Source organism: Neobacillus niacini (assembly GCF_023715415.1).
Taxonomy (GTDB): domain Bacteria; phylum Bacillota; class Bacilli; order Bacillales; family Cytobacillaceae; genus Neobacillus; species Neobacillus niacini_C.
The window spans coordinates 180,178-202,905 of record NZ_JAMBOB010000002.1 but is presented as its reverse complement, the minus strand read 5'-3'; the positions used below and the strand labels follow the sequence as shown (position 1 = coordinate 202,905).

General features: G+C 37.8%; 18 protein-coding genes and 1 other annotated feature. Of the genes, 4 read left to right on the top strand and 14 right to left on the bottom strand.

Annotated features, from left to right (window positions below):
• Window positions 1–51: 51 nt before the first annotated feature.
• From hmpA to proS, 3 genes are all read right to left on the bottom strand, one after another.
• A complete protein-coding gene (gene hmpA / locus M3189_RS04330; RefSeq protein ID WP_251632428.1) occupies window positions 52–1,293 on the bottom strand; it encodes an NO-inducible flavohemoprotein in 1,242 nt (413 codons plus the stop codon).
• A gap of 203 nt (window positions 1,294–1,496) precedes the next feature.
• A complete protein-coding gene (locus tag M3189_RS04325; RefSeq protein WP_251632426.1) occupies window positions 1,497–2,060 on the bottom strand; it encodes a GNAT family N-acetyltransferase in 564 nt (187 codons plus the stop codon).
• A 56-nt stretch (window positions 2,061–2,116) separates the two neighbouring features.
• Complete coding sequence (proS, locus tag M3189_RS04320; protein WP_251632424.1) at window positions 2,117–3,547, bottom strand: proline--tRNA ligase; 1,431 nt, start codon at window positions 3,545–3,547, stop codon at window positions 2,117–2,119.
• Window positions 3,548–3,593: 46 nt separating this feature from the next.
• Window positions 3,594–3,813 (bottom strand) — a binding site (T-box leader).
• A 136-nt stretch (window positions 3,814–3,949) separates the two neighbouring features.
• Between proS and M3189_RS26840 the strand changes: the two genes are divergently transcribed.
• Both M3189_RS26840 and M3189_RS04315 read left to right on the top strand, forming a co-directional pair.
• Window positions 3,950–4,084: a hypothetical protein gene (locus M3189_RS26840; protein ID WP_285889361.1), complete on the top strand. Its 135-nt coding sequence runs from the start codon at window positions 3,950–3,952 to the stop codon at window positions 4,082–4,084.
• Between the two features lie 141 nt (window positions 4,085–4,225).
• Window positions 4,226–5,110 (top strand): cupredoxin domain-containing protein, encoded by an 885-nt coding sequence (locus M3189_RS04315; protein WP_251632422.1) that lies wholly within the window; start codon window positions 4,226–4,228, stop codon window positions 5,108–5,110.
• A gap of 44 nt (window positions 5,111–5,154) precedes the next feature.
• Here the strand turns inward: M3189_RS04315 and M3189_RS04310 are convergent, their stop codons facing one another.
• The 4 genes from M3189_RS04310 to M3189_RS04295 form a co-directional block, all read right to left on the bottom strand.
• Window positions 5,155–8,307 (bottom strand): MMPL family transporter, encoded by a 3,153-nt coding sequence (locus tag M3189_RS04310; protein ID WP_251632420.1) that lies wholly within the window; start codon window positions 8,305–8,307, stop codon window positions 5,155–5,157.
• Window positions 8,308–8,309: 2 nt separating this feature from the next.
• Window positions 8,310–8,771 (bottom strand): MarR family winged helix-turn-helix transcriptional regulator, encoded by a 462-nt coding sequence (locus M3189_RS04305; RefSeq protein WP_251632419.1) that lies wholly within the window; start codon window positions 8,769–8,771, stop codon window positions 8,310–8,312.
• A 157-nt stretch (window positions 8,772–8,928) separates the two neighbouring features.
• A complete protein-coding gene (clpP, locus tag M3189_RS04300; protein ID WP_251632417.1) occupies window positions 8,929–9,513 on the bottom strand; it encodes an ATP-dependent Clp endopeptidase proteolytic subunit ClpP in 585 nt (194 codons plus the stop codon).
• A gap of 33 nt (window positions 9,514–9,546) precedes the next feature.
• Window positions 9,547–10,239: a sigma-70 family RNA polymerase sigma factor gene (locus M3189_RS04295; RefSeq protein ID WP_251632415.1), complete on the bottom strand. Its 693-nt coding sequence runs from the start codon at window positions 10,237–10,239 to the stop codon at window positions 9,547–9,549.
• A gap of 230 nt (window positions 10,240–10,469) precedes the next feature.
• Between M3189_RS04295 and M3189_RS04290 the strand changes: the two genes are divergently transcribed.
• Window positions 10,470–11,942 carry a TerD family protein gene (locus M3189_RS04290; protein ID WP_251632413.1) on the top strand — a complete coding sequence of 491 codons (1,473 nt, stop codon included), beginning with the start codon at window positions 10,470–10,472 and terminating at the stop codon, window positions 11,940–11,942.
• A gap of 46 nt (window positions 11,943–11,988) precedes the next feature.
• Here the strand turns inward: M3189_RS04290 and selB are convergent, their stop codons facing one another.
• Window positions 11,989–13,872 (bottom strand): selenocysteine-specific translation elongation factor, encoded by a 1,884-nt coding sequence (gene selB / locus M3189_RS04285; protein WP_251632411.1) that lies wholly within the window; start codon window positions 13,870–13,872, stop codon window positions 11,989–11,991.
• 72 nt (window positions 13,873–13,944) lie between these two features.
• On the bottom strand, window positions 13,945–14,751 hold the full coding sequence (coaW, locus tag M3189_RS04280; protein WP_251632409.1) for a type II pantothenate kinase: 807 nt from the start codon (window positions 14,749–14,751) through the stop codon (window positions 13,945–13,947).
• A 164-nt stretch (window positions 14,752–14,915) separates the two neighbouring features.
• Between coaW and M3189_RS04275 the strand changes: the two genes are divergently transcribed.
• Window positions 14,916–15,323: a hypothetical protein gene (locus M3189_RS04275; protein WP_251632407.1), complete on the top strand. Its 408-nt coding sequence runs from the start codon at window positions 14,916–14,918 to the stop codon at window positions 15,321–15,323.
• 174 nt (window positions 15,324–15,497) lie between these two features.
• Here the strand turns inward: M3189_RS04275 and M3189_RS04270 are convergent, their stop codons facing one another.
• The 5 genes from M3189_RS04270 to M3189_RS04250 form a co-directional block, all read right to left on the bottom strand.
• Window positions 15,498–18,635 (bottom strand): SMC family ATPase, encoded by a 3,138-nt coding sequence (locus M3189_RS04270; RefSeq protein ID WP_251632405.1) that lies wholly within the window; start codon window positions 18,633–18,635, stop codon window positions 15,498–15,500.
• The gene (locus M3189_RS04265) at window positions 18,632–19,777 is read right to left on the bottom strand and encodes an exonuclease SbcCD subunit D (RefSeq protein ID WP_251632403.1); all 1,146 of its coding nucleotides are present in this window, start codon (window positions 19,775–19,777) and stop codon (window positions 18,632–18,634) included. The genes M3189_RS04270 and M3189_RS04265 overlap by 4 nt, the downstream gene beginning before the upstream one ends.
• A gap of 169 nt (window positions 19,778–19,946) precedes the next feature.
• The gene (locus M3189_RS04260; protein ID WP_007083969.1) at window positions 19,947–20,147 is read right to left on the bottom strand and encodes a cold-shock protein; all 201 of its coding nucleotides are present in this window, start codon (window positions 20,145–20,147) and stop codon (window positions 19,947–19,949) included.
• Between the two features lie 249 nt (window positions 20,148–20,396).
• Entirely contained in the window at window positions 20,397–22,211 is a 1,815-nt protein-coding gene (locus tag M3189_RS04255; RefSeq protein ID WP_251632401.1) for a TIGR04190 family B12-binding domain/radical SAM domain protein, read from the bottom strand.
• A gap of 147 nt (window positions 22,212–22,358) precedes the next feature.
• The gene (locus M3189_RS04250; RefSeq protein ID WP_251632399.1) at window positions 22,359–22,715 is read right to left on the bottom strand and encodes an ArsR/SmtB family transcription factor; all 357 of its coding nucleotides are present in this window, start codon (window positions 22,713–22,715) and stop codon (window positions 22,359–22,361) included.
• Between the last annotated feature and the right edge of the window lie 13 nt (window positions 22,716–22,728).

The following is a 22,728-nucleotide window of genomic DNA, read 5'->3' as shown; positions in this document are numbered from 1 at the left end:
AATCACAATTAGTGGCGTAATCAAACTTTCAACGCATAAAAAAACCGGTTCCTAAACGGAAACCGGTTCTTTCTTCACACTTTCTTCTAAACTATCTTTTGGCCCAAAAAATTCAAAGTGAATTCTTTCATCATTTACCCCTAAATTCTTTAAAGAAGTATTAATAGATTTCATAAATGGCAGTGGACCACAGAAATAGAAGTCTGCATCTAAACTTGATAGGTTGTTTACAAGCCACTCTTGTGTCACATAGCCTTCAACATCGAAGGTATTGTTCTTTCGATCCTCTTCCGTTGGTGAATCATAAAAGAAGAATGAGGTCACATTGTCCTTCGAAGCAAGGGCTTCTACTTCATCTCTAAGTGCATGAACATTTCCATTTGCCGCAGCATGAATGAAGGTTACATTTCTTTCCGGCTGAACTTCAACCACTGTTTTTAACATACTTAACATTGGTGTTAATCCTACACCACCGCTTAATAACACTACAGGTGTGCTTTTCTCAATATCAAGGACAAAGTCTCCCGCTGGAGCACTTACATTTAGGATTTCTCCTTCTGTTATACCGTCATGCAGGTAATTTGATACCATACCATCAGGGTTCGCTGTTCCAGCTTCACGTTTTACGCTAATGCGGTAATAATCTTTGCCAGGTGCATCAGACAAGCTATATTGACGAATATGTGTAAATTCCTCGCCATCGATTTCAAGTTTTATGCTAATATACTGACCCGGAAGGAATGGAGCAATTTCCTTGTTATCTACCGGCTTTAAATAGAAGGATGTAATAACATCACTTTCTTTTACTTTCCGGTCAACCACAAAACTTCGGAATCCATCCCAACCGCCTTGTTGTTTTTCAGCTTGTTCGTACATTTCTGCCTCAACACCGATAAAGGCATCTGCAATTACTCCATATGCTTCACCCCAGGCATTAATAATCTCATCTGTTGCCGCATCACCAAGTACATCTTTAATCGCTAATAGCAGGTGTTTGCCGACAATTGGATAATGCTCAGGTTTAATTCCAAGACTTCTATGTTTATGAGCAATTTGTTTAACAACAGGAAGGATCGCTTCAAGGTTATCAATATATTGTGCCGCCGCATACACTGTCCCTGCAAGCGCCCTTTGTTGTCTTCCTTGTTTTTGGTTTGCATGGTTAAAGATATTTAATAGTTCTGGATGATTTCCAAACATCATTTGATAAAAACGTGTTGTAATTGCTTCTCCATGTTTTTCTAAAACAGGTACCGTTGATTTAATGATTTCAATTGTTTGTTGATTTAACAATACTAACACTCCCTTATGTGGTTATCACTATTTATATAGTGATTATATGAGATTTCGCACAAGGAGTAAGTGATGTAAATCACATTCAATTATATTTGAATACTTTGAATCAGTACTTTATACCTAGTAAGAACGATATTATCGAGTTAGTGAATTTAAAAAAGTATCTAATTTGTATTAGATACTCTTTTTAAGATAATTTTCTATTCTATAATTTTTGCAAAAACACAGGTATCTCTAGGTTCCTTACTTGCTACCGAAATACTGTCATATTTTAAGATACCCTCAAGTGTAAAACCTAATTTTTCTGGAATCACACGACTTTTGATATTTTTGGAATCGCAACGGATTTCAACACGTTTAGCGTTGAGTTCTGCAAATGCAAATTTTGTAATTGCATCAGTTGATTCCGAAATATACCCTCTGCCAGAAAAACGAGTATCTATCCAATATCCGATTTCAAACTTAGGTATATCCCAGTTTATTCGATGCAAACCTGATGAACCAATAAATTCACCGGTCTCTTTATTGAATAGATGTAAGCGTAAATCCTCTCGGGTAATAAATTTAGCAATACTATTGCGTATATTAGCTTCTACATCTTGCTCTGTTTGATTCATATGAGCCCATGGCATCCACGGCTTTAGTTCATTTAGTGATGCTTGTATGGCTTCGTATACCGCTTTGCCATCACCTGGTAAGGGTTTTCGTATCAATAATCTCTCTGTAGTAAACTCCTCTGGAAACTCTTTTAAACTTGGTTTCATTCTGTCTCCCCCTTTTAATAAAAGACCCTTCCAAATGGAAGAGTCTAAAATTCATATTAGTATGCTTTTGCCCAATAAACCATTTTGTCAGCTTCTTTTCCACAGCATACACATGTAGTTGAAACTTGTTCTTGTTCAAACGGAATACATCTTGAAGTTGCTGTTGTATCTTCTTTGATTTTCTCCTCACAAGCAAGTTCTCCGCACCACATCGCTTTAATAAAGCCTGGTTTTGCTTCAAGCTTCTCCTTTAGTTCAGGAAGTGTTGAAGCAACGGATGTTCTTTCCTCACGGTGATTTAAAGCTTTATTATATAAATTGGATTGGATGTCATCGAGTAATTCTGCAAGTTTTGTTTCAAGTTCAGCCAATGGAACGAATACTTTTTCTAAAGTATCCCTTCTTACCAATACAACCTGCTTGTTTTCAATATCTTTTGGTCCAACTTCCAAACGTACTGGAATTCCCTTCATTTCGTACTCATTGAATTTCCAGCCTGGCTTTTTATCACTAGCATCGATATCTACACGAGCAACGCCAGATAATGACTTCTTCAAATCATAGGCGAAATCAAGTACTCCTTCTTTGTGCTGTGCGATTGGTACAATCATCACTTGAGTTGGCGCCGCTTTTGGAGGGATTACCAATCCTCGGTCGTCGCCGTGCACCATAATTAACGCCCCAATAATTCTTGTTGTAAAGCCCCATGATGTTTGGTGTACATACTGAAGCTTTCCTTCTTTATCGGTATATTGGATATTAAATGCTTCCGCAAATCCTGTTCCAAAATGGTGGGAAGTTCCTGACTGTAGTGCTTTTCCATCATGCATTAAGCTTTCAATTGTAAAAGTAGCTTTCGCACCAGCAAATTTTTCTTTTTCCGTCTTCTGCCCTTTTACTACTGGAATTGCAAGAATCTCTTCACAAATCGCTGCATATACATTCAGCATTTTGATGGTTTCTTCCATTGCCTCTTCATCCGTCGCATGTGCTGTATGACCTTCCTGCCATAAAAACTCTAATGTCCGTAAGAATGGACGAGTTGTCTTTTCCCAGCGGACAACGTTTGCCCATTGATTATAAAGTTTTGGTAAGTCCCTGTAAGAATGGATGATGTGGCTATAGTGCTCACAAAAAAGAACCTCTGATGTAGGGCGAACTACTAATCGTTCAGCCAGTTCCTCGGAACCGCCATGTGTAACCCAAGCTACTTCAGGTGCAAACCCTTCAACATGATCCTTTTCTTTTTGCAATAAGCTTTCAGGAATAAACAAAGGCATATAAACATTTTCATGCCCTGTTTCTTTGATTCGGCGGTCTAATTCATTTTTTATATTATCCCAAAGGGCATACCCATAAGGTCGGATAATCATCGATCCTCGTACACTTGAATAATCAATTAAGTCTGCTTTTGTTACTACATCGGTATACCACTGGGCGAAATCCTCGTCCATACTGGTAACATCTTTTACAAATTCCTTTGCCATTTTGACACCTCATTATTTTTTTGAATATAAAAAGGCCTTGGCCCCAAAAAGGGACCAAGACCTGGCGATACCACCCTAAATTCATAAAGCAAATGCTTTATACTCTCGACATGATAACGGATTTTATCCGCATGTATCTTCAACAAGATGATCCGATACAGAACTCCGAGGCAGGTTCAAATGTTTGTCTTAAGAAACCTTACACCAATGGTTTCCTCTCTTTGTAAGACCATTTACATTTTACTAATCCTCATCACAGTTTCAATACTATTTTTTCAAAATTATATATTTCAGATACAAAAATGTCAAATATTATTATGGAAAATTATTCTGAATTCCACTTCTCCATCCCTTTATGATGGACCTCTATTAGGTTACAATGTAGTTAATGAGGTGATTTCCTTGAAAAATGATGAAAAGAATGAGATAGAACAGGAAGAAGAGGAAAAGCAATACTTACTGGAACTCATGAAAATGCAGAATGAAGCCTTAAAAAGAATCTATAAAAACACGTTAGATCATGAAAAAAAAGAATAATTTACTTTTTAATCAGACGTTACTGACGTCTTTTTTATTTTCCTCCAAATTTCATTAAACGTTCATAAAAGCCTCTAAAAATACAATACATAGCATTTATAATATTCATATGTTGTTTATTAACTTTAGGGAGTTTTATAAATGTATATGTTATCGATATTCACAATAGTGATTATGAGTTTAATGACAGGGTCTTCTATTTTCCTTTTACATCGTAATAAAAATAAGCTAGCTACCTTATCTGGACTGGTAGTCGTAACAGTACTAACCATGATGAGTGGACTATTAGCTGGTTATATTAGCGGTATTCTTTCAGGTGAATTATTTTTCCCTGTTGGACTGGGTACGTTAATAGGCTTTATTCTTGGTTTTATTGCTGGTCAGCCGATAGGTATCCTTGCCATTTTAACAGGGTCAGCATCTGGAGTGGTAAGTGGTATAATGGGTGCTCTTCTAGGGGCTATTCTTCAGTTCGATAACCCTACGATCATATTAGGAATTTTACTAGGTGTTTATGTAATCATTCTTGGCCTCGTCCTATTATTTATCATCGTAGACACAAATGGAAAACTTACACTTGATACAAAAGGAATTTCACCATTTAATATCTTATCCGCTGGATTAGTACTCATTGCCATATTCTTGTTTTTATACAGCAGTGATTTGGTTAAGATTCCTGGTGAGAGTGAGGCAGCTGCAACCCAAGAGACGAATACAAGTACCACTCCAAAACAAACTGAACTTGATATTACGAAGGAAACCAAACCTAAAATTGAAATGATGATTACACCAACTGGCTATTCGCCAAATGTTATTAAAGTAAAAAAGGGCGTGCTAGTGGAATTAAATATTACAAATCCAGGTGATAATAGCTGTTTCTCTACCTTTATGATGCCTGCTTTTGATTTAGATAGCGTTAACCTAAAGGCAGGTACAACAAAGTTAACCTTTACACCTGATAAAGAAGGCGAATACACCTTTAGCTGTGGAATGAATATGTTTAAAGGTACTGTAATTGTTGAATAACCTAATAAAGCAGCTCGCTGAAATCTTCAGCGAGCTGCTTCTTGTTACATATGTGTAGAATGTTGATCTACAACACTATCGTTATCTTTCCTAAACGGCCACCAATTTGCTTGCCCGAAAGTTTTCACCATGACGGGGACAAACAATGGTAGAATCACGAGTGCATAGAGTGAAAGTCCGATTAATAGGATACCTGCAATTTGGAGCAAGGATAAAACACCAGCCGGCATCATAGCAGCAAACGTACCTCCCAAAATGATTGCTGCAGAGATAATAACAGTTCCCATCTTTTTCATTGCGATAAGGATGGCTTGTTCTACTGGCATATGTTTAAATTCGTTAAATCGGTCCATTAAGAAAATACTATAGTCAATTCCAAGCGCTATTAAGATAACAAATGCGAAAAATGGAACAGCCCAGCTTATGCCTGAATAACCTAACCAGTTTACGAAAATAACCTCTGCTAGGGCCATAGAAGTATAGTAGGTTAAGATTAATGACCCTATCAAATAAAGCGGCATTATGATGGAACGGAATAGAATGATTAGAATAAGCGTAATCCCTATCAGCATTAGCACAACGGTCCGTGAATAATCCGCTTGTGATATTTCATCAAGGTCATGGTGCATACTTGATACTCCACCTACTGCTACTTCTGCATTTTCAAGCTTCGTACCCTTTACCACGCGTTCAACTGTTTCCTTAATTTCCGGAACTGTGTTTAAGGCTTCGTTAGAGTACGGATTCTTGCTAAATACCACATCAATCGTCATTACTTTATGATCCTTTGACATATAAGTATCTAGAACTTGTTCGAAATCTTTGCTGTTTAGAACCTCCTGTGGGATATAAAAACCATTTTTATTTTGGCTCCCTACTCCATCTAAATACTCTTGTGCAGACTCCAAACCATCAGAAACTTGATTTAATCCATCAGCACTTTGCGTCAATCCATCTGTCAACTGCGTAATTTGACCACCCAAGTCTTGAAAACCTGTCATAATTTGCTGCTGACCGTTATTAACACTATTTAAACCATTTGAAAATTGAGGCAGTCCATCCACAATTTGTCCTTGGCCTTTGCCCATTGTATAAAGTCCTGATTCAATTTCTGTTAGACCATTTATAAGGTCCTCCATTCCTTTCACAAGGGCTTCCTGACCTGCGATGGCTTCTGAGAATTTCCCATTAGCAAAACTGATACCATCTTGTGCGCCTTTTAATCCAGCATTTAATTGATTTAAGCTCCCAGCTAATTCTGCTGTTGCTACCTGAGAACCTTGAATGGTCATTTTTATAGCTTGATAGTTACCATTTTCCTCAATCCCATTATATTGACTTTCTAGATTTGTAAAATATTGATTTGTTGCCGCTAAGGTTTCGTGTAAATCACCAATACCCTTTGCTACTTGTTCGTAGTTTCCAGAAAGAGCCGCAAGTCCACTATCTGCTTGTTTGTACCCTTCAAGCAATTGCTTGCTGCCTGCTAATACTTTGGCAGACTCAGATTTAACAACTGTTAATCCTTCTTTTATTTTAGTAGTACCAGCTGCACCTTGATTCAAACCATCTTCAATTTTAGCAAGGTTTTCTTGAATAATTCCTATACTAGACTGTAACTGGTTCGTACCAGTAATTAACTGGCCTATTCCATCTACAGCTTCTTCCATTTTAGGCTGGTTAGCAGAAAGCTGGTCTCCTGCCTCGGCAAGACCACTGCTAATTTTCTGAATACCTTCATTTCCTTGCCCAAGTCCATCACCTAAACTTTTAACTTGTTCAGAAATATATAAATCATCAATGGTTTCACCTGTTGGACGTGTCACAGAACGAACCGAATCTACGTCATTGATTTTACTAAGCTCTTGGCTTATTTTTTCAGTGATGGCGATATATTCTGAAGTATTCATTTCGTCATCATTTTTAATGACAATTTGAGTAGGCATAGATTCACCTGGACCGAAGCCATCAGAAATGAGATTAAATCCTTTGATGGAATTAAATTCATCCCCTATCTCTTCTAAAGAGTTAAAAGATAAATCTCCATCGTAGGTAAATAAAGCTGGAACCGAAATAGCAGCCACAATGAGCAAGGCAAGTAAAGGACGTGCTAGAGCAAAACTACCAACAAATCCCCAAAACTTACTTTCCCCATGTTCAAGCTTACCCTTTGAAGGCCAGAATAGTTTCTTTCCTAACACCGCCATAAAAAATGGGACAACAGTAAATAGGGCTAGTAGCAATAACGCTACACCAATTGCAACTGCTGCTGCAGATTGATAAAGTACAAAGGTTGAAAAACCAATTGATGCAAATCCGATCATAACGGCTAATCCGCTGAAAAAGACCGTTTTCCCCGCATTCTTGTAGGTAATAACGATTGCTTCTACTACATTATCATTCTTAGACATTTCCTCTTTAAAACGGCTAAGCAGCAAAATACAATAGTCTGTACCGATTCCAAATAAGACTGCTACTAAGAAAATTTGCGTAAAGGTTGATAACGGAAAATCCACCTTATCTACTAAAATAGCAACAATCGATTGTGAAGCTAAATAGCTGAATCCTACCGTTACTAATGGAATAACCGGAGCAATAGCTGATTTAAACACAAGTAATAGTACGAACAATATGAATACAACGGTAATACCTTCTGTTTTCTTTAGACCTTCTTGAGAGTTAGTTACAAGGTCTTCGGAAATTAGCCAGTTTCCTGTGTAATAGTGTTCTAGCTCTACATTATCAAGTGCATCATATAAGGCTTTGGATATTTCTTTTCCTTCACGGTCATTTGCTATGACATTTACAGAAACAAGAATGGTTTTTCCATCCTCAGATACTAGCTGTTCCTTTAATTCTTCTTGATTAAAATGAGTTAGAATCGAGGTAATACCGAGTTCTTCCTTATTTTTCTCAAGCGTGTTAACTGCTTTTTCTGCGTTCGCAAAGTCTTCTTTTGTTAACTTCTTATCGCTATGAAAGACTAACGCTGTTTGCAGCTCATTCCCACTGTTTTCACTCGACTGGACATCTTTAAGAATCTTTTCAGCGAGTGTTGATGAATAACCTTCTGGAACGTTAATTTGCCCCTTTTCACGGACAAGGGTTTCCATATTTGGTGCAGCCATAAATAGCACAGCAATCATTGCTACCCAGGCAATAAGGATAAACCATTTTCCTTTAATAATGGCTCTCACATTTATTCCCCCATTTCTTCCATTTTCATGTTGGTTAATATCAGGGCTAATTTTTCATAAGTATTAATAAAATTGGTAATTTCAGTTTCATCAAATTGGGTGATAATTGACTCGACTAAAAGATGTACCTTTTCATGTGTTTTTTGGAGCAGTTGTTTTCCTTTATCACTTAAGGTTAGATAAACCACTCTTCTATCGTTTTCATCACGCGTTCTTTCAATTAGACCTCGATCTGCCAATCGGTTAATGATGGCAGTGATCGCACTTTTATTGACATCAAAGGCTTCTGCCAATTCAGAAGATGTACATTCCTTTGAATTCTGAATGTATTTGATAATATAGTGTTGATCAATCGTTAAGTCTTCTTCTATCTGACCTTTAATCAATGACTCTGCTTTCTTATTGACATCAAAAGAAACGGACACATATCGGTCGATTAATTCTTGAATGATTTTTTTATCCATCGCCCATTTCTCCCCTCTCTTTTTAAAAAAAAATATTAGTTAAACTGTTAAACTATTCACCTGTTTAACTATATGGTATGTTACTAATGGTGTCAATAAAAAAAAGGCTAGCGAAGTGCTAACCTTTTTCTTCATATTTTGCATGATTATTTTCCATTTATTCTTTGGGGTATAGAATCTCATCGATAATTCCATATTTTTTGGCTTCTTCGGCACTCATAAAATAATCTCTATCGGTATCTTTTGCAACTTTTTCTACGCTCTGACCCGTTCTATCGGCAATAATTTGGTTAATATGTTCTCTTAATTTTAGGATGCGCCTTGCAGAGATTTCTATTTCTGTTGCCTGCCCTCTAACGCCTCCAAGTGGCTGATGAATCATAATTTCACTATTGGGCAAAGCATACCGTTTACCTTTTGTACCTGCGAGCAGCAGCATCGCTCCAAAAGATGCGGCCATCCCTGTACAAATAGTACGAACATCTGGCTTAATGTATTGCATGGTATCATAGATAGCAAATCCAGCTGAGGTTGAGCCTCCTGGGCTGTTTATATAAAGTGAAATTTCTTTATCAGGTGCGTCCGCTGCTAAAAATAATAATTGAGCAACAACACTATTTGCAACATGATCATTAATTTCATCACCAATGATAATGATGCGATCCTTTAACAAACGTGAATAAATATCATAGGAACGTTCACCACGGTTAGATTGTTCTATAACATAAGGAATGGTACTCATTTCAAATCATCCTCCCTAAAAGCGAATAGTAGGCTATGCAGCCATGCAGAGAGTGCTTAAAGGAGATGAAGCTTTGAATGGGACAGTTCCTCGAGACACTGCGGAAGGTACCTCCGTTGTTTCTAGGATGGACGGAATGGCTTCAATTAAAACTGTCGGGTCCTGGTTGACTAAAGAGTCCTGGAATAGCTTCCAAAGCTGTTCTTTTTCCTCTTCTTCCCAAAGTGAATCAAGTTCCTCTCTTTCCCTTTGATTTTCTATCCGTTTTCTCGCTCTGTTTAAACATGATTTTACAGCAAATTCTGTTGTGTTTACTATCTCTGCAATTTCCCTCGATTGATATTGGAAGGCCTCTTTTAAGATAAAAATAATCGCTTGCTTTGGAGTAAAGTGATCCATCAACAAATCGACCGAATCCATACTATCTCCGGTTTGGAAATAGGTCTCCTCAACCATCTGATTATTTCTTAAATCTTCCCTTTTTCTCTTTCGAAGAGTATCCATCCACTGATTGCGGGCAATTTTAGTTAATAATGCACTTGTAATTTTATCTTTATGATAATAGGTTATAGCCTTTAACACAGCTTCTTGTGCGAGGTCATCCCCATCCCATTTACTTTGGGATAGAAAGTAACAATATTTCTGTAATTTTGGGTACAATTCATTAAAAAGGAAATCCTCGTACTGCACATCTTCAAAGGTGTACAGACTAAGTTTGGTAGCCATTATTTTTCACTCCCTTAAACACTCTCTACATTCTAAACGTTTTAACGAATTAAAAAGATACGGGTGGAAAAATTATTTCTTATTTTCTACTATATACAATTATGAAACTTTTTCGCCATTTTATCGTACATGTTAGGAGCGGAAAAATTTATAGGGGTATCATTTCTTTCTTCTACATTGCTTGCATTATAATAAGATAAGAAGAGTAAACATGATTAGGAGTGAATTACGTGGGAGTTACGCTTAGCAAAGGACAAAAAGTTGATTTAACAAAGTCACATCCTGGTCTGCAAAATGTGGTAGTTGGATTAGGATGGGATATTGCACATAATGGTTCTAACTTTGATTTGGATGCCTCAACCTTTTTATTAGGGCAAACTGGAAAGGTTCAAAGTGATCAGGATTTCATTTTTTATAATAATCCATCCGGCGGCAATGGGTCTATCAATTATAGCGGAGATAACCGAAATGGTGCTGGAGAACGGGATGACGAACAAATCCGGATTGATTTACAAAGAGTTCCCAGCCATATCCATCGGATTGCTTTCACGATTACGATTCATGACGCTCAAGTGAAGCAGCAAAATTTTGGACAAATCTCAAATTCGTATGTTCGTATCTTTAATGAACAAACCAATGAGGAACTGCTACGTTTTAACCTTGGCAGAGATTTTACTGTTGAAACAGCGATTGTAGCGGCTGAACTTTATCGTCATAATGGAGAATGGAAATTCAATGCAATTGCCAGTGGTTTTCAAGGTGGACTGGCTGCTTTATGCCGTAATTTTGGTGTATCAGTAGATGATGCACCTGCACCAATACCGACACCACCTGTGCAGCAAAATCTTTTTACTAACAACCCGAACCAATTTAATAACAATCAAAATCAATATAACAATCAGAACCAATTCAACAACCAAAATACATTTAATCAAAATCAAAATGGTTCTACCCCTTATCAGCAAAACCAACAGACTCAGCGGATTCATTTACAACCGGAATCTTCCTATTCGCAGCCAGCTTTTGGATATCCAACTCAAACATCATCGCCAAACAACCATCGTACATATGGGGATGATATTCATTGTCCGCGCTGTCACTCATCAAATGTTCGAACGGGGCAAAAGGGATTTGGGTTAGGAAAAGCAGCGATTGGCGGGCTAATTCTTGGTCCAGTTGGATTGCTTGGCGGTTTTATCGGAAAAAACCAATTAAAGTTTACTTGTAACAGCTGTGGTAACAACTGGTCCCCCAATCAAACGGACATTACAGAATGGGCAAATCAGTCAAAAAGAAAAGCTCAGGAATTGTTTAATAGATACAAGAGTCAAGAAGTTTTAGAGGCAGTAGTAGCTGCATGTGCACTGGTTTCCATGGCGGACGGATATTTGGATGCCACTGAACGTCAGAAAATGATTGAATTTGTTAATTCCAGCGAAGAGTTACGCGTTTTTGATAGTAACAAAGTCATCCAAAGATTTAATTACTTTGTTTCACGGATTGAAGCAGACCGGATGATTGGCCGGGCTGAAGCCTTCCGTGCCCTTGGAAAAATTAGATCAAAGCCAGAAATTGCCCGTTTAGTTGCACGCTATTGTATTGCCATTGGGTATGCAGACGGTAATTTTGACCACAATGAAATGCAAATGGTCAGCGATATTTGCCGCGAGTTAGGACTAAACCCTGGCGAATTTCTTTCATAGGAAATAAAACCTCAATCCGCTACATTGGATTGAGGTTTTTACTTGCTTATATTTGCCAGACTCGTTTATTTTCAATTCTTTTCGTCAGACCCTTAGAATCCAATCTTTCTAAAAATGGAATCATATATTTCCGTGAAAGGTCTAAAATTTCTTTTGCATCACCGACTTCAAATTCTTTTTCGGTTCCACTTCGCAGTTTTTCAACAGCTTCTTTAAAGACATCCCCGTGATATGCAAATTGCTCATCCAAATGGACAACAACCTCTTGGTCTTCGAGAAAACGCCTTAAATCTGCCCCTAACGTTTCAGGTATGCCTGAATCTGCAAAGTAGTCTTTATAATAACGAACCTTTAGCCCGTCCTTCTTAAGTTCACCCAGCATGTTTTCTGCCCGCTTTTGCCAGCTTTTCGGTACATGAGGCACGAAGCTAGACAATGAAACAAACTGTTCCTTTCGATTAAATACGCCATTGACAATTCCACTTTCAACGACATAATCTAGTAACGATTTTGGAAACCTTTTTTGCATTGATTGCATAAGCTCTGCCTTATTAAGTCCAGGTTTCATTGAATGCGTTTGATGGAACTCTTGCAAGCGGTCATAGATGTCTTCTTCAATCGAGTTAATTAACATTTTGAGTGTATATTCTTTACCATTGAATAAGACAAAATCATCATCGTCTAAAAATACCTTCAAGGTATCCTCATCAAGTGCAGTCCGTTTTATTAACTCGCCTAAAAGTAAGCTTTTCGCTTCAAAAATAGCTGCAGTTATTCGTTCCTTAGGTGATCCAACCTTTTTCTTTTCCAATTCTTCAATGGTTTGATTTCCAAACCGATATTTATTTCCTCTTGGATCGATTACCCAGCCGCCGCCAATCGTCTCTTGCGGACTTGGTCGACGTAAAATAAAGCGATCCCCCCGCTTAGTAAGGATTTCTTCCTCTAATCGAAGCTGACAAAGTATTTCACCGTTTTCTTCTTTAATCTCGTTCCTGTCAAAAAAGACAATCCGTCCCATTACCTCTGAGGTTCCAATATGAAGCTTAATCGGCATCCGCTGTTTCACCAAATGTTCGAGATCTTCAACAACTCGTATCGCTACATCCACTGTTTTCGTAACAATAAAGTGCTCAGAAGATACTAGAACATCACCGCGCTCTAAGTCCTCTTTCGAAACACCCGAAAGATTAATAGCCGTTCGCTGGCCAGCATATGCTTTTTGTGCTTGCTTATGATGAACCTGAATTTGCCTGGCTTTAACTTCGAGTCCCTGCGGCATAATCTTAATTGTTTGACCCTCTTCCACGGTTCCTTCATAAACAGTCCCACGAACAACTGTACCCTGACCTTTAACCGTGAATACCTGGTCAATCGGCAGACGAAACGCACCTTTTGCGTCTCTCATTTCCTGCTCTTTAAGCGTTTTGATGATTAATGCTTTTAACTCTTCTATGCCCTTTTTCGAAATGCTGTCCACTAATACAAACGGGGCATCACGAAAGACACTCCCTGTTAATTCTTCTAAAATATCATCCTTTACAAGCTCAATAAATTCTTCATCAACCCTGTCAATTTTAGAAATCGCAACGAGCCCGTTTTTCACCCCTAAGAATTTTAGGATATCCAGATGCTCTCTCGTTTGCGGCATGACTCCTTCATCCGCAGCGACAACCAGTACCACAAGGTCAATCCCTGCGACTCCAGCAATCATTTGCCGAATAAAGCGCTCATGTCCCGGCACGTCAATAACCGAAATTTGAATATCCTGATCCTCATATAATGGAGCAAATCCAAGTTCAATCGAGATTTGTCGTTCTTTTTCTTCCTTTAATCTATCAGTATCCACATTGGTCAAAACTTTCGTCAAGGAAGTTTTACCATGATCTATATGCCCAGCCATACCAATTGTAAAATATCGTTTTTCCAAAGTTGCCACCTGCTTTTTTTCGATGTTCCTTTTACTTTATCTTTAAAGAACATATAGTTCAAGAGAACATTTTTAGACACTTAGATAAGCTCCAATCGCACCGCAATATTCTCCCTTTTCCAAAAACACCGTAGTTAAACCTAACATATTCAAATAGTATTCTAGAGCGGTTTTTAGTGAAGGATTGCCAATAACTGCGGTTCCGATGATAACCACACTTTTTACTTGATGAATGGTTGCTGCCTGCGAGGTTAACAATACAATGGTTTCTGCAATCATATTGGAAAGTGCGGCCAGTCTGTCCGCTTCCTTATGGGTCTGTTTTTTACCTTTAGCAAAGTTTGCAGCTGTTAAATCACCATGAATTGGGCTGTCTGCTGCTTCATAAATATCCTTAACCAGCATATCCACGTTTCCTTTATGTCCTTCTTCAGCAAGAACGGTAAGCAGTTGATAATCCTGGACTTTCGTTAATAAAGAACCTAGACCTGTGAACGTGCCTCCGCCCATTCCACTGCCAAGAATTCGTTCCGCTTTATCCCCTTTTACCAGATGCCACGAAGTCCCCGTCCCGATATTTACGACCAAGTAGGCTTCTTCGATACTCTTATTTTCTTTTGCTAGTAAGAAACGTGCTCCCTTACATGTAGATTGGAATTCAGGGATTAACATGCTGTCTTGAAAATAACTATTTTGTATAGCAAGCGCTTTTCCGCCAGTTATTGAAACTTTTAAAGTGGGAGCTACCATTCTTAACCATGAAATGGCGGAATCCAGCTTGTTTATTGAAAACTTCTTAAAATGCATTCTCCCATTTTCCTGATAAACGATTTTGATTAAAGAACCACCAGCATCAATTCCTGCAGTAATATGTTGCATAACTCCCACTCCTTCAAAAGAAACTGATTTTATTACTTATTTGACAATACTCCCTATTAATCCTGCTTTTCATGTCACGAATCCTACACAATCGACCCGTTCAAAGTCACAATTAATGTGCTATTGTGTAGAAAAGAATTCTATACAACAAAGGAAGATACCATATGAAGAAAATTACTTGGCCTATTGTTATAGGACTTACACTGTTGGTGGGTTGTCAAAACACTGAACCTAAAGAAGAAACAAAACAATCAACAGAACAAAATCAACAGGAGACATCAGCTAAAATGGTAACAAAGGCCGCATTCCCCTATCCAAATCTATTATCTGAAAGTGAACAATCCTATTCGCTTTTAGTCATCGGGGATAATGATAATCCGATTGAACAAAACAATAAAATCACAGAAAAAGTGAATACTATTTTGAGTCTGCCTGAGCTAGAAATGTCACAACAAGCATATCCCGAGCTTAACATTGAAACAGAACCGGCTTATATACTATTTGACCAAGCTGGGGTTATTTACCAAGGCAAGAATATGAAAGAGTTAACAACTTACCTTGAAAAGAATTAAAATCAAACAAAAAAACCAGAATTTTTTTCTGGTTTTTTATATTTTGTTATTCCTATTAGACTCACGTGGCTTTTTTAGTGACCATCGAGCCTACACTTTTTCACTTTCGGTCACTCTGGACATACTTGAGTGACCGCAATCATTCATCATTCCAAAGAGGGCATTCAAACAAAATTAGTTTGTAAATATAAACTCTGTCCTACTTCCGGTTTGCCCTGCAATAACCTCTAGTCTAATATCGATTCGTTCTTTAAGCTCTGGAACGTGCGAGATGATACCGACTAAGCGTCCACTGCTTTGGATATCCATCAATGCTTCAATCGCTTGATCAAGTGATTCAGGGTCAAGCGTCCCAAAGCCCTCATCAATAAACATCGTCTCTAATGAAACTCCGCCTGCATAGTTTTGGACGACATCCGCTAGGCCAAGAGCTAAAGATAGTGAGGCTTTAAAGCTTTCCCCGCCGGATAAAGTTTTTACATGGCGCTCTTGACCCGTATATTGGTCAAAGACTAGAAGCTCTAAGCCACTTTGAACATTCCCCTTCGAACGGTCCGTTTTCCTTAGAAGCTCAAATCGGCCTGCTGTCATTTTCCTTAATCGAACATTTGCCTCCCGCAAAATATCATCTAAGAAAGCAGCAAGTACATAGCGTTCAAACGTAATTCGATACGTATTTTGTCCTTTAGCAATTTCATATAGGTGTCCAATTAGCTTATATCGTTCTTCAAGCACCTTCATTTGCGCATTTATTCTCTCGACATTGCTATAAATTTCAAGGTTGTCCCGTTTCTTAACAAACAGATCTGTCCGCTGATTGATTAGCTCTTCAATATCACGGGCTAAATTTTCTAACGAAGCTCTTAATCCATCAACATCTGGAGTCCTAACGTCCTGTAGGAGCTCAGTCAATTCTTTTAATCGGTCTGAAACAGAGCGTAACTCTTCACGATAACTGCGGATTTGACCTTCAAGATTCCGTATATCAGCTTCACTTTTTTTAGCAGAGTGGTATTCTCCATAATTAATAAAACCTTGCTCTGCAAGTCTCTTAACAAAGAGTTCTTTCTCTATCTTCAACTCGCTCTCTTTGCCAGAGTGGTGCTTCACGGCATCCTGTAATCGAGCTGTTTCAGCCGATTGTTTTTCTTTCACTGCTTGTAATCGCTGCTGCGCCTCTTCAAGCTTTTTCACTAACATATCATGATGTTTTTTAGAATTGGTTAGTGCTGTTTCATAAGCTGCTTCACTGCGAAGATTCTCTGGAATAACCTTCATCATCCTAGTTAAATTCGTTTTCTTCTCCGTAAACTGTACCGTCAACTCTGATACATGTGTTGCAAACTGCTGAATAGCACTTTGTAATGCTATTTTTTCCGTATCGCTTTTTTCGAGTTCAAGAATAATTTGATCAAGCATTTTAATTTGAGCAGCAAGTATTTTTTGTGATTCAAGTACCTTATTTTTGTTAGTCATCACTTCTGTTTTCGTTAAGTGTAAATCTGATTCCTTAAAATCAATCCGATAAGCGTGTATTTCTTTTAAAATCTCTTCACACTTTTCTCGTTGTGTTTTTTCAATCGATTGACTTTCAAAATACTGAGATTCTGCCGCTGATTTTTCTTTTTCCAAAAGAACTGCCTGCTGCTTTGAAGCTTTCAAATCCTCTTCATTTGGTATCAGATCTTGATTCGAGGACGCTGGAGATGGATGATGCTCCGAACCACAAACTGGACATGCTTCACCGTTAGTAAGGCGTGCTGCGAGAAGTGATGCTTGGCCATGCAGCCATTGGCTCTCCATATCTTCAACTAGTGCCTTGGCATCCAAATACCTTGCAGTACTATTTTCGAACTTACTGGACTTCACTTTAAGGTCTTGTACCGTTTTTTGATGACGTCCCAAGTTAAACTCATATTTTTCTAGCTTATCAAGTTCGATTTGCATTTTTTCAATCTGTCGGTCATTTTCCAAATATTGAAGCTTACCCTTCTCAATGACTACCTTTTTGTCGTTTAGTACTTTGATTCGTTCTTCCAGGTTTTTAAAGTTATTTTCTGCTTTTAGATGTTTGTCCTTTGCATCCTTGAGCGAGGCCTCCACAATTGATGAATCCTTTACCAAAGCTGCGAAGGAATAAACATCGTCCTTCATGTTTATTAATTGATTAATGGCATCTAGTGCTTTTTGACGTTCGCCTTCACGCTCTTTCTCTGTCTGCCATAGTTGCTCATATTGTTTAGTAAGAACATCTAGTTTATCGATTTCGCTCTGTATAGATGTTACATTACCCTGAAGAATGTCCAATTCTCGCTTTAATCGATGGCAGAGCTCTTCTTGCTGTGCCAACAATGCAGCTTTATGCGCAAGCTGAACCTGCTTTTCTTTTTCAGCAAAAACCTCTGCTTGTGATTCAAGTTGAATCTTTTCTGCTTTTAATGCTTCTCTTGTTTGAATTTGCTTTAAAATTGTTTCTGCTTCAAATAACTTACCTTTTAAGGAGTCTTGTTCTTGGTCCTTTTCTTTCAAGCTAGTAACTAATTTTTCAAGTAGACTTTCCATACCACTGACTTCTTCCTGTAGTAATGGCATCATGATTAAATCATTTACACTGTCTGCTTCCAAGTATCCTTTTAGCTCTTCGTTTGTCACCGCTTGAATACGCCTGAGGTTTTCATTTCTAGTCTGAACCTGCATTTCAACAGAATTCTTCAATTCGGTTGACTCTACCTTCAGCCTGTCTTCAACCATTTTATAAATTTGAGTATGGAACAACCGCTGTAATATAACTTCTTTGTCCTTACTGTCGGAGGTTAATAGCTTTCGGAATTCACCTTGAGGAATCATTAAGATTTGGCGGAACTGGTTGCTGTCTATCAGCATAATTTCCTTAATCTTTTCCTCTACCTCATTGATTTTGGTGGCGATTAATTTTTTTTCACCTTTTTCATCCCAGCTGTATAATTCAGCTTTGGCTGGTAAAGTCGTAAATCCTTCACCCTTTTCCTTCTTTTTAGGCTGTTGAGGTAAGCGGGTAATCGAATACACTTTGTTACGAATAGCAAAGTCAAGTGAAACCTCTGTTACCAAATCCGGTCTTGCAAATTGGCTTCGTAACTCAGGTCCGTTACGATCTTCCCCACTTGCTTTTCCATAAATCGCATAACTAATTGCATCGAAAATTGTGGTCTTCCCAGATCCAGTTTTACCAGAAATAACAAACATCGTACGATTCCCCAGCTGGGTGAAATCAATGATTTCTACATCTGCATAAGGACCAAATGCCTGCATGGTTAATTTTAATGGTCTCACTTTGCAGCCTCCTCTCGTACCACTTTTTCAATCACATCAGCCATAACTTCTTTTTTATCGGCTGTAAACTCAGAGGTTGTCATTTCCGAATAAAATTGCTCAAACAAATCAATCTCCGATTTTTTCTCATTCGAAGTAATGATAAATGATTGTTTTTTCTTCAAATCCGTAATATCTATTTTCCGTTCAAGATGGAGGACGTTCGGATATACTTGACGTAGTTTATTGATTGGGTCAAGCAGTGCACCCTCATCAAGCAAGGTAATTTTCAAATAGTCATGTAATTTCTGTTTTTCATAAAAATAAGGATCTAGTAATTCCTCAAGATGCCCTTCAAGTTCACGCATGTCATGTGTTGGATTCAAGGACCTATAGCGATGAGAAAAATTTCCTTTCTCGTCCATTTCGATAATGGAAATCGATTTATTTTGCTTTGCTTCTGAAAAGGAATATTTTAAAAGGGAACCGGAATATTTTACTTTATCATGTTTGATAGCATCCGGACTGTGGAGATGACCCAGTGCTGTATAAGAAAATGGGTCAAAAAGTTCAGCACCTACACAGCCAGATCCTCCAACGGATAAAACACGTTCGGAGTCTGAAGTCTGCCCGCCTAAGACAAAGGCATGTCCTACCAACACATTGGGCTCATTGGGGTTCAAGTTTTCCTCCATCCTGCCAACCAATCCTTTCATAGCATCCTGATGGGAATGAATCGAATCATCACATAGAAGTTGACGTACAACTCCAGGTTCTGCATAAGGGACTAAAAAGAAATTAACTCCCTTAACTTGTACAGGCTTAAAGCTATCGGACAGCTTACCAGATAAGTAGAGTTGGCTATGTTTATACCACGAGCTTCCAAATGAAAGACGTTCAGCGCTATCATGGTTTCCGGCAATTGCAACAACTGGCGTTTTTAGCTCAACATTAATTTTAAACAGAATTTCATCTAATAATTCAACTGCGTCAGTCGGCGGAACGGAACGGTCATACAAGTCACCTGCAATCACAACCGCATCTGGCTTTTCTTCTGTAACAATTTCAATAAATTGATTTAGTGCTTCACGTTGATTATCCGTCATATAGACACCGTGCACTAACTTACCTAAATGCCAGTCGGCAGTATGGATAAATTTCATTTTAGTCACCCCATCTTTTTAATCTCATAAATACTATTATAGCAAAATACCATCCTAAAAGAGGATGGAAAACGAAGCAATTAAAGGTAAATAGGGGTATGATTATATCAATATATGCAAAAAACAGCCCGACACTTTGGTCGGGCTGTTAAATCATTGGCATTATAAATTACTTTTTAGTTACATTAGCAGCTTGTGGTCCACGAGCACCTTCAACAACTTCGAAAGATACTTCTTGACCTTCTTCTAAAGTTTTGAAACCTTCAGTTTGGATAGCGGAATAGTGTACAAATACATCGTTTCCATCTTCAGCTTCGATAAATCCGAAACCTTTTTCAGAGTTGAACCATTTTACTTTACCGTTTTTCATGTAAAAAAATCCTCCTATTGGCTTAGACAAAGCCATGTGTAAAATTCACCAAATTACAACGTGATAGCTTTACTTCCTCTTTCTTATCCAACTTCAGTTAAAACTTGAACAAGCTTTGTAACATAAATCTAATCTCGTGCAACGGCTGACTAAAATTTAACATTTTTAAGCTGTATAGTCAATAAAATACGATAGACAAAAGCCTACAAAATTCGGGGTTTGCAAGGCTTTTGGGCTGTTTGTATCACCTTACTTTTTATGCTGATTACTGCTTGGATTTGTGTCCAAAACTTGATTCCTGTCAATCCTGCCTACTTTACATTTTATATCCTTTACGACATCTTTGATGAGTAATTCTAAACCGATATAGGTTAGTGATGGGAAGTTTGCAAACAGCTTTTTGACTTCCCATTTCAGCTCATTCTCACCACAAATACTGTGGCGATTGATTTGTTCCACTTCTTTTTTTATTTTGGAAAGCTCTTTTACTTTTTCATCCTCTGGCAGAAGCGCTAGTGCATCAAGTCTGGCAAGGAACTCGACTGACTTTTCTATTTTCAGCCTAACCTCTTCATGAACATCTTTAGCAATAATATGATTCTTGTATTTAAATTCATTTAACTTTAAAGCTGAATCATACGTTGCTTTTACAATTTCCTCTCTTGTCATGCTGTTGGTTTCATAGCTAAGCATATTTTTCCAGGATGGTTGTTTCATAGCTTCGCGGAAGTCTTCTAGCTTGTTACAGAATTTTTTATACCCATATTTTTCTGGGTTTTCAAACGCCGGGCTGCCTGGATCAAGGAATGGAGAAAGTGGCGCAACAAAATAGGAAATTCGTGTATCTTCCCCACACTCTTTGTGAATAATTTCACAAAAATTGACATTTCTCATCGCACTTTCATAACTTTGATTGGGTATACCTGTCATGAAAAATAAGTCAATTTTTGCGCATCCATGCTTTAACGCATATTGGAGCATGTCTATTACCTTGGCATTGCTACAAGGCAGTTTGCCGTTATATTTACGGATATCTTCATCCGCCGATTCAAGGGTAAGCTCGATACTGTACTTAGGCATTGCTTTATTTAATCTTTCAAAAAATCTCTCATCTGCATAATTAAACAATTCAAAAACAATTTCGTTCTTTAACTTCATTTTTGTTAAGCCATCAAGAAACTCATCAACGTACTCCTTGCCACCCTGCCTTATATCATTCAAAAGAAAAATAGGTGCACGTGTGAAACGTTGGATTAAAGCAATATCTTCGAGCATTTTTTGTGGGGAACGCATGACTAACTTCTTCCGATTACAATTTAACGCATAGGCATCTTTGGAACCTCCGCAGATTAAACAATTATAGTTACAACCCTTAGAAGTTAAAATAGCGGTATTTGGATATTGCAGCCATCCTTTGTATGGCAATGGGTCTAATAGATTAAAATATTTAAAGACTGAGCCTATAACATAGCGATAACCTGGCAAATTAAACTCATCGAGACTATCTGGTACATACGTAATTTCATTATAAAAATATTGATTATTTTGCTTCCAGGTTAGGTTTGGAATATCTGCAAATCCCTTTACATCCTTCTTCTGCAACTTATTAAGCAGCATTAGGATTAATTTCTCAGTGGTATCACCGCGGACAACAAAATCTATGCAAGGATATTCAATTAATTCCTTATGAAAATACGTGCTGGAGAGTCCTCCGAACATAACCGGTGTATCCGGATGATACTTCTTAACGATTTTTGCTAGTTCCACACTTCCATGTGCATGTGGCAGCCAATGAAGGTCTATCCCAAATGCCTTTGCTTTCATATTCTTAATTTTTTTCTCAACATCAAAATTCGGATTTAAAAGCATTCGATTGGCGATATTGACAATCTTCACTTTTAATCCATACCGTTCAAGATAATCCCCGATACTAGTTAAACCAACCGGATACATTTCAAATACGGGTGATGATGGAACCACATCGCTGATTGGACCGGTAAATAGCATTTCTTTTCTGAAATCATATACTGTAGGCGGATGCAGCAGTACCAAGTCGTAAATCATTTGATCACTTCCTAAATTCCTAATATTTGTATACACCTTTATAGTAATATAGAAATCAAGGAAAATGATGGTTCAAATATTACAATTAATTGATTTTTTAAAAAACAAGATATTCCTAGGGTTAAACATAAAAATAACCGAAGAAAATTATTTCTTCGGCATGGTTACTACTTCTTCATCCTCGTCTCGGAACTTATCTAAAATCGTAATCGTATCCACAAGATGATTATTAAAAATTTGTCGAGCAACGGCAAGCAGTTCAACAATCATTGGATCTTTTAGCGTATAAATGACTTTATTTCCTTCCTTTGTTCCCGAGACAATATTCTTCGCTCTTAAAATTGTTAACTGCTGAGAAACAGCAGATCCTTCACTGCCAACAAGGGTTTGAATTTCATTTACATTTTTATCCCCTTCAGCTAGCAGCTCCAATATACGGATTCTCAAAGGATGTGCGAGTGCCTTGAAAAATTCCGCCTTAAATTGCTGCATTTCTAAATTCAATCTATTCACGTCC

Bases quoted from the DNA above. Each gene is read 5' to 3' on its own strand.
- M3189_RS04315 (WP_251632422.1), top strand. From the start codon at position 4,226: ATGTATATGTTATCGATATTCACAATAGTGATTATGAGTTTAATGACA.
- clpP (WP_251632417.1), bottom strand. From the start codon at position 9,513: ATGAGTACCATTCCTTATGTTATAGAACAATCTAACCGTGGTGAACGT.
- M3189_RS04275 (WP_251632407.1), top strand. From the start codon at position 14,916: ATGAAGAAAATTACTTGGCCTATTGTTATAGGACTTACACTGTTGGTG.
- proS (WP_251632424.1), bottom strand. From the start codon at position 3,547: ATGGCAAAGGAATTTGTAAAAGATGTTACCAGTATGGACGAGGATTTC.
- coaW (WP_251632409.1), bottom strand. From the start codon at position 14,751: ATGCAACATATTACTGCAGGAATTGATGCTGGTGGTTCTTTAATCAAA.
- M3189_RS04260 (WP_007083969.1), bottom strand. From the start codon at position 20,147: ATGAAAAACGGTAAAGTAAAATGGTTCAACTCTGAAAAAGGTTTCGGA.
- M3189_RS04325 (WP_251632426.1), bottom strand. From the start codon at position 2,060: ATGAAACCAAGTTTAAAAGAGTTTCCAGAGGAGTTTACTACAGAGAGA.
- M3189_RS04295 (WP_251632415.1), bottom strand. From the start codon at position 10,239: ATGGCTACCAAACTTAGTCTGTACACCTTTGAAGATGTGCAGTACGAG.
- M3189_RS04265 (WP_251632403.1), bottom strand. From the start codon at position 19,777: ATGAAATTTATCCATACTGCCGACTGGCATTTAGGTAAGTTAGTGCAC.
- M3189_RS04305 (WP_251632419.1), bottom strand. From the start codon at position 8,771: ATGGATAAAAAAATCATTCAAGAATTAATCGACCGATATGTGTCCGTT.
- M3189_RS04255 (WP_251632401.1), bottom strand. From the start codon at position 22,211: ATGATTTACGACTTGGTACTGCTGCATCCGCCTACAGTATATGATTTC.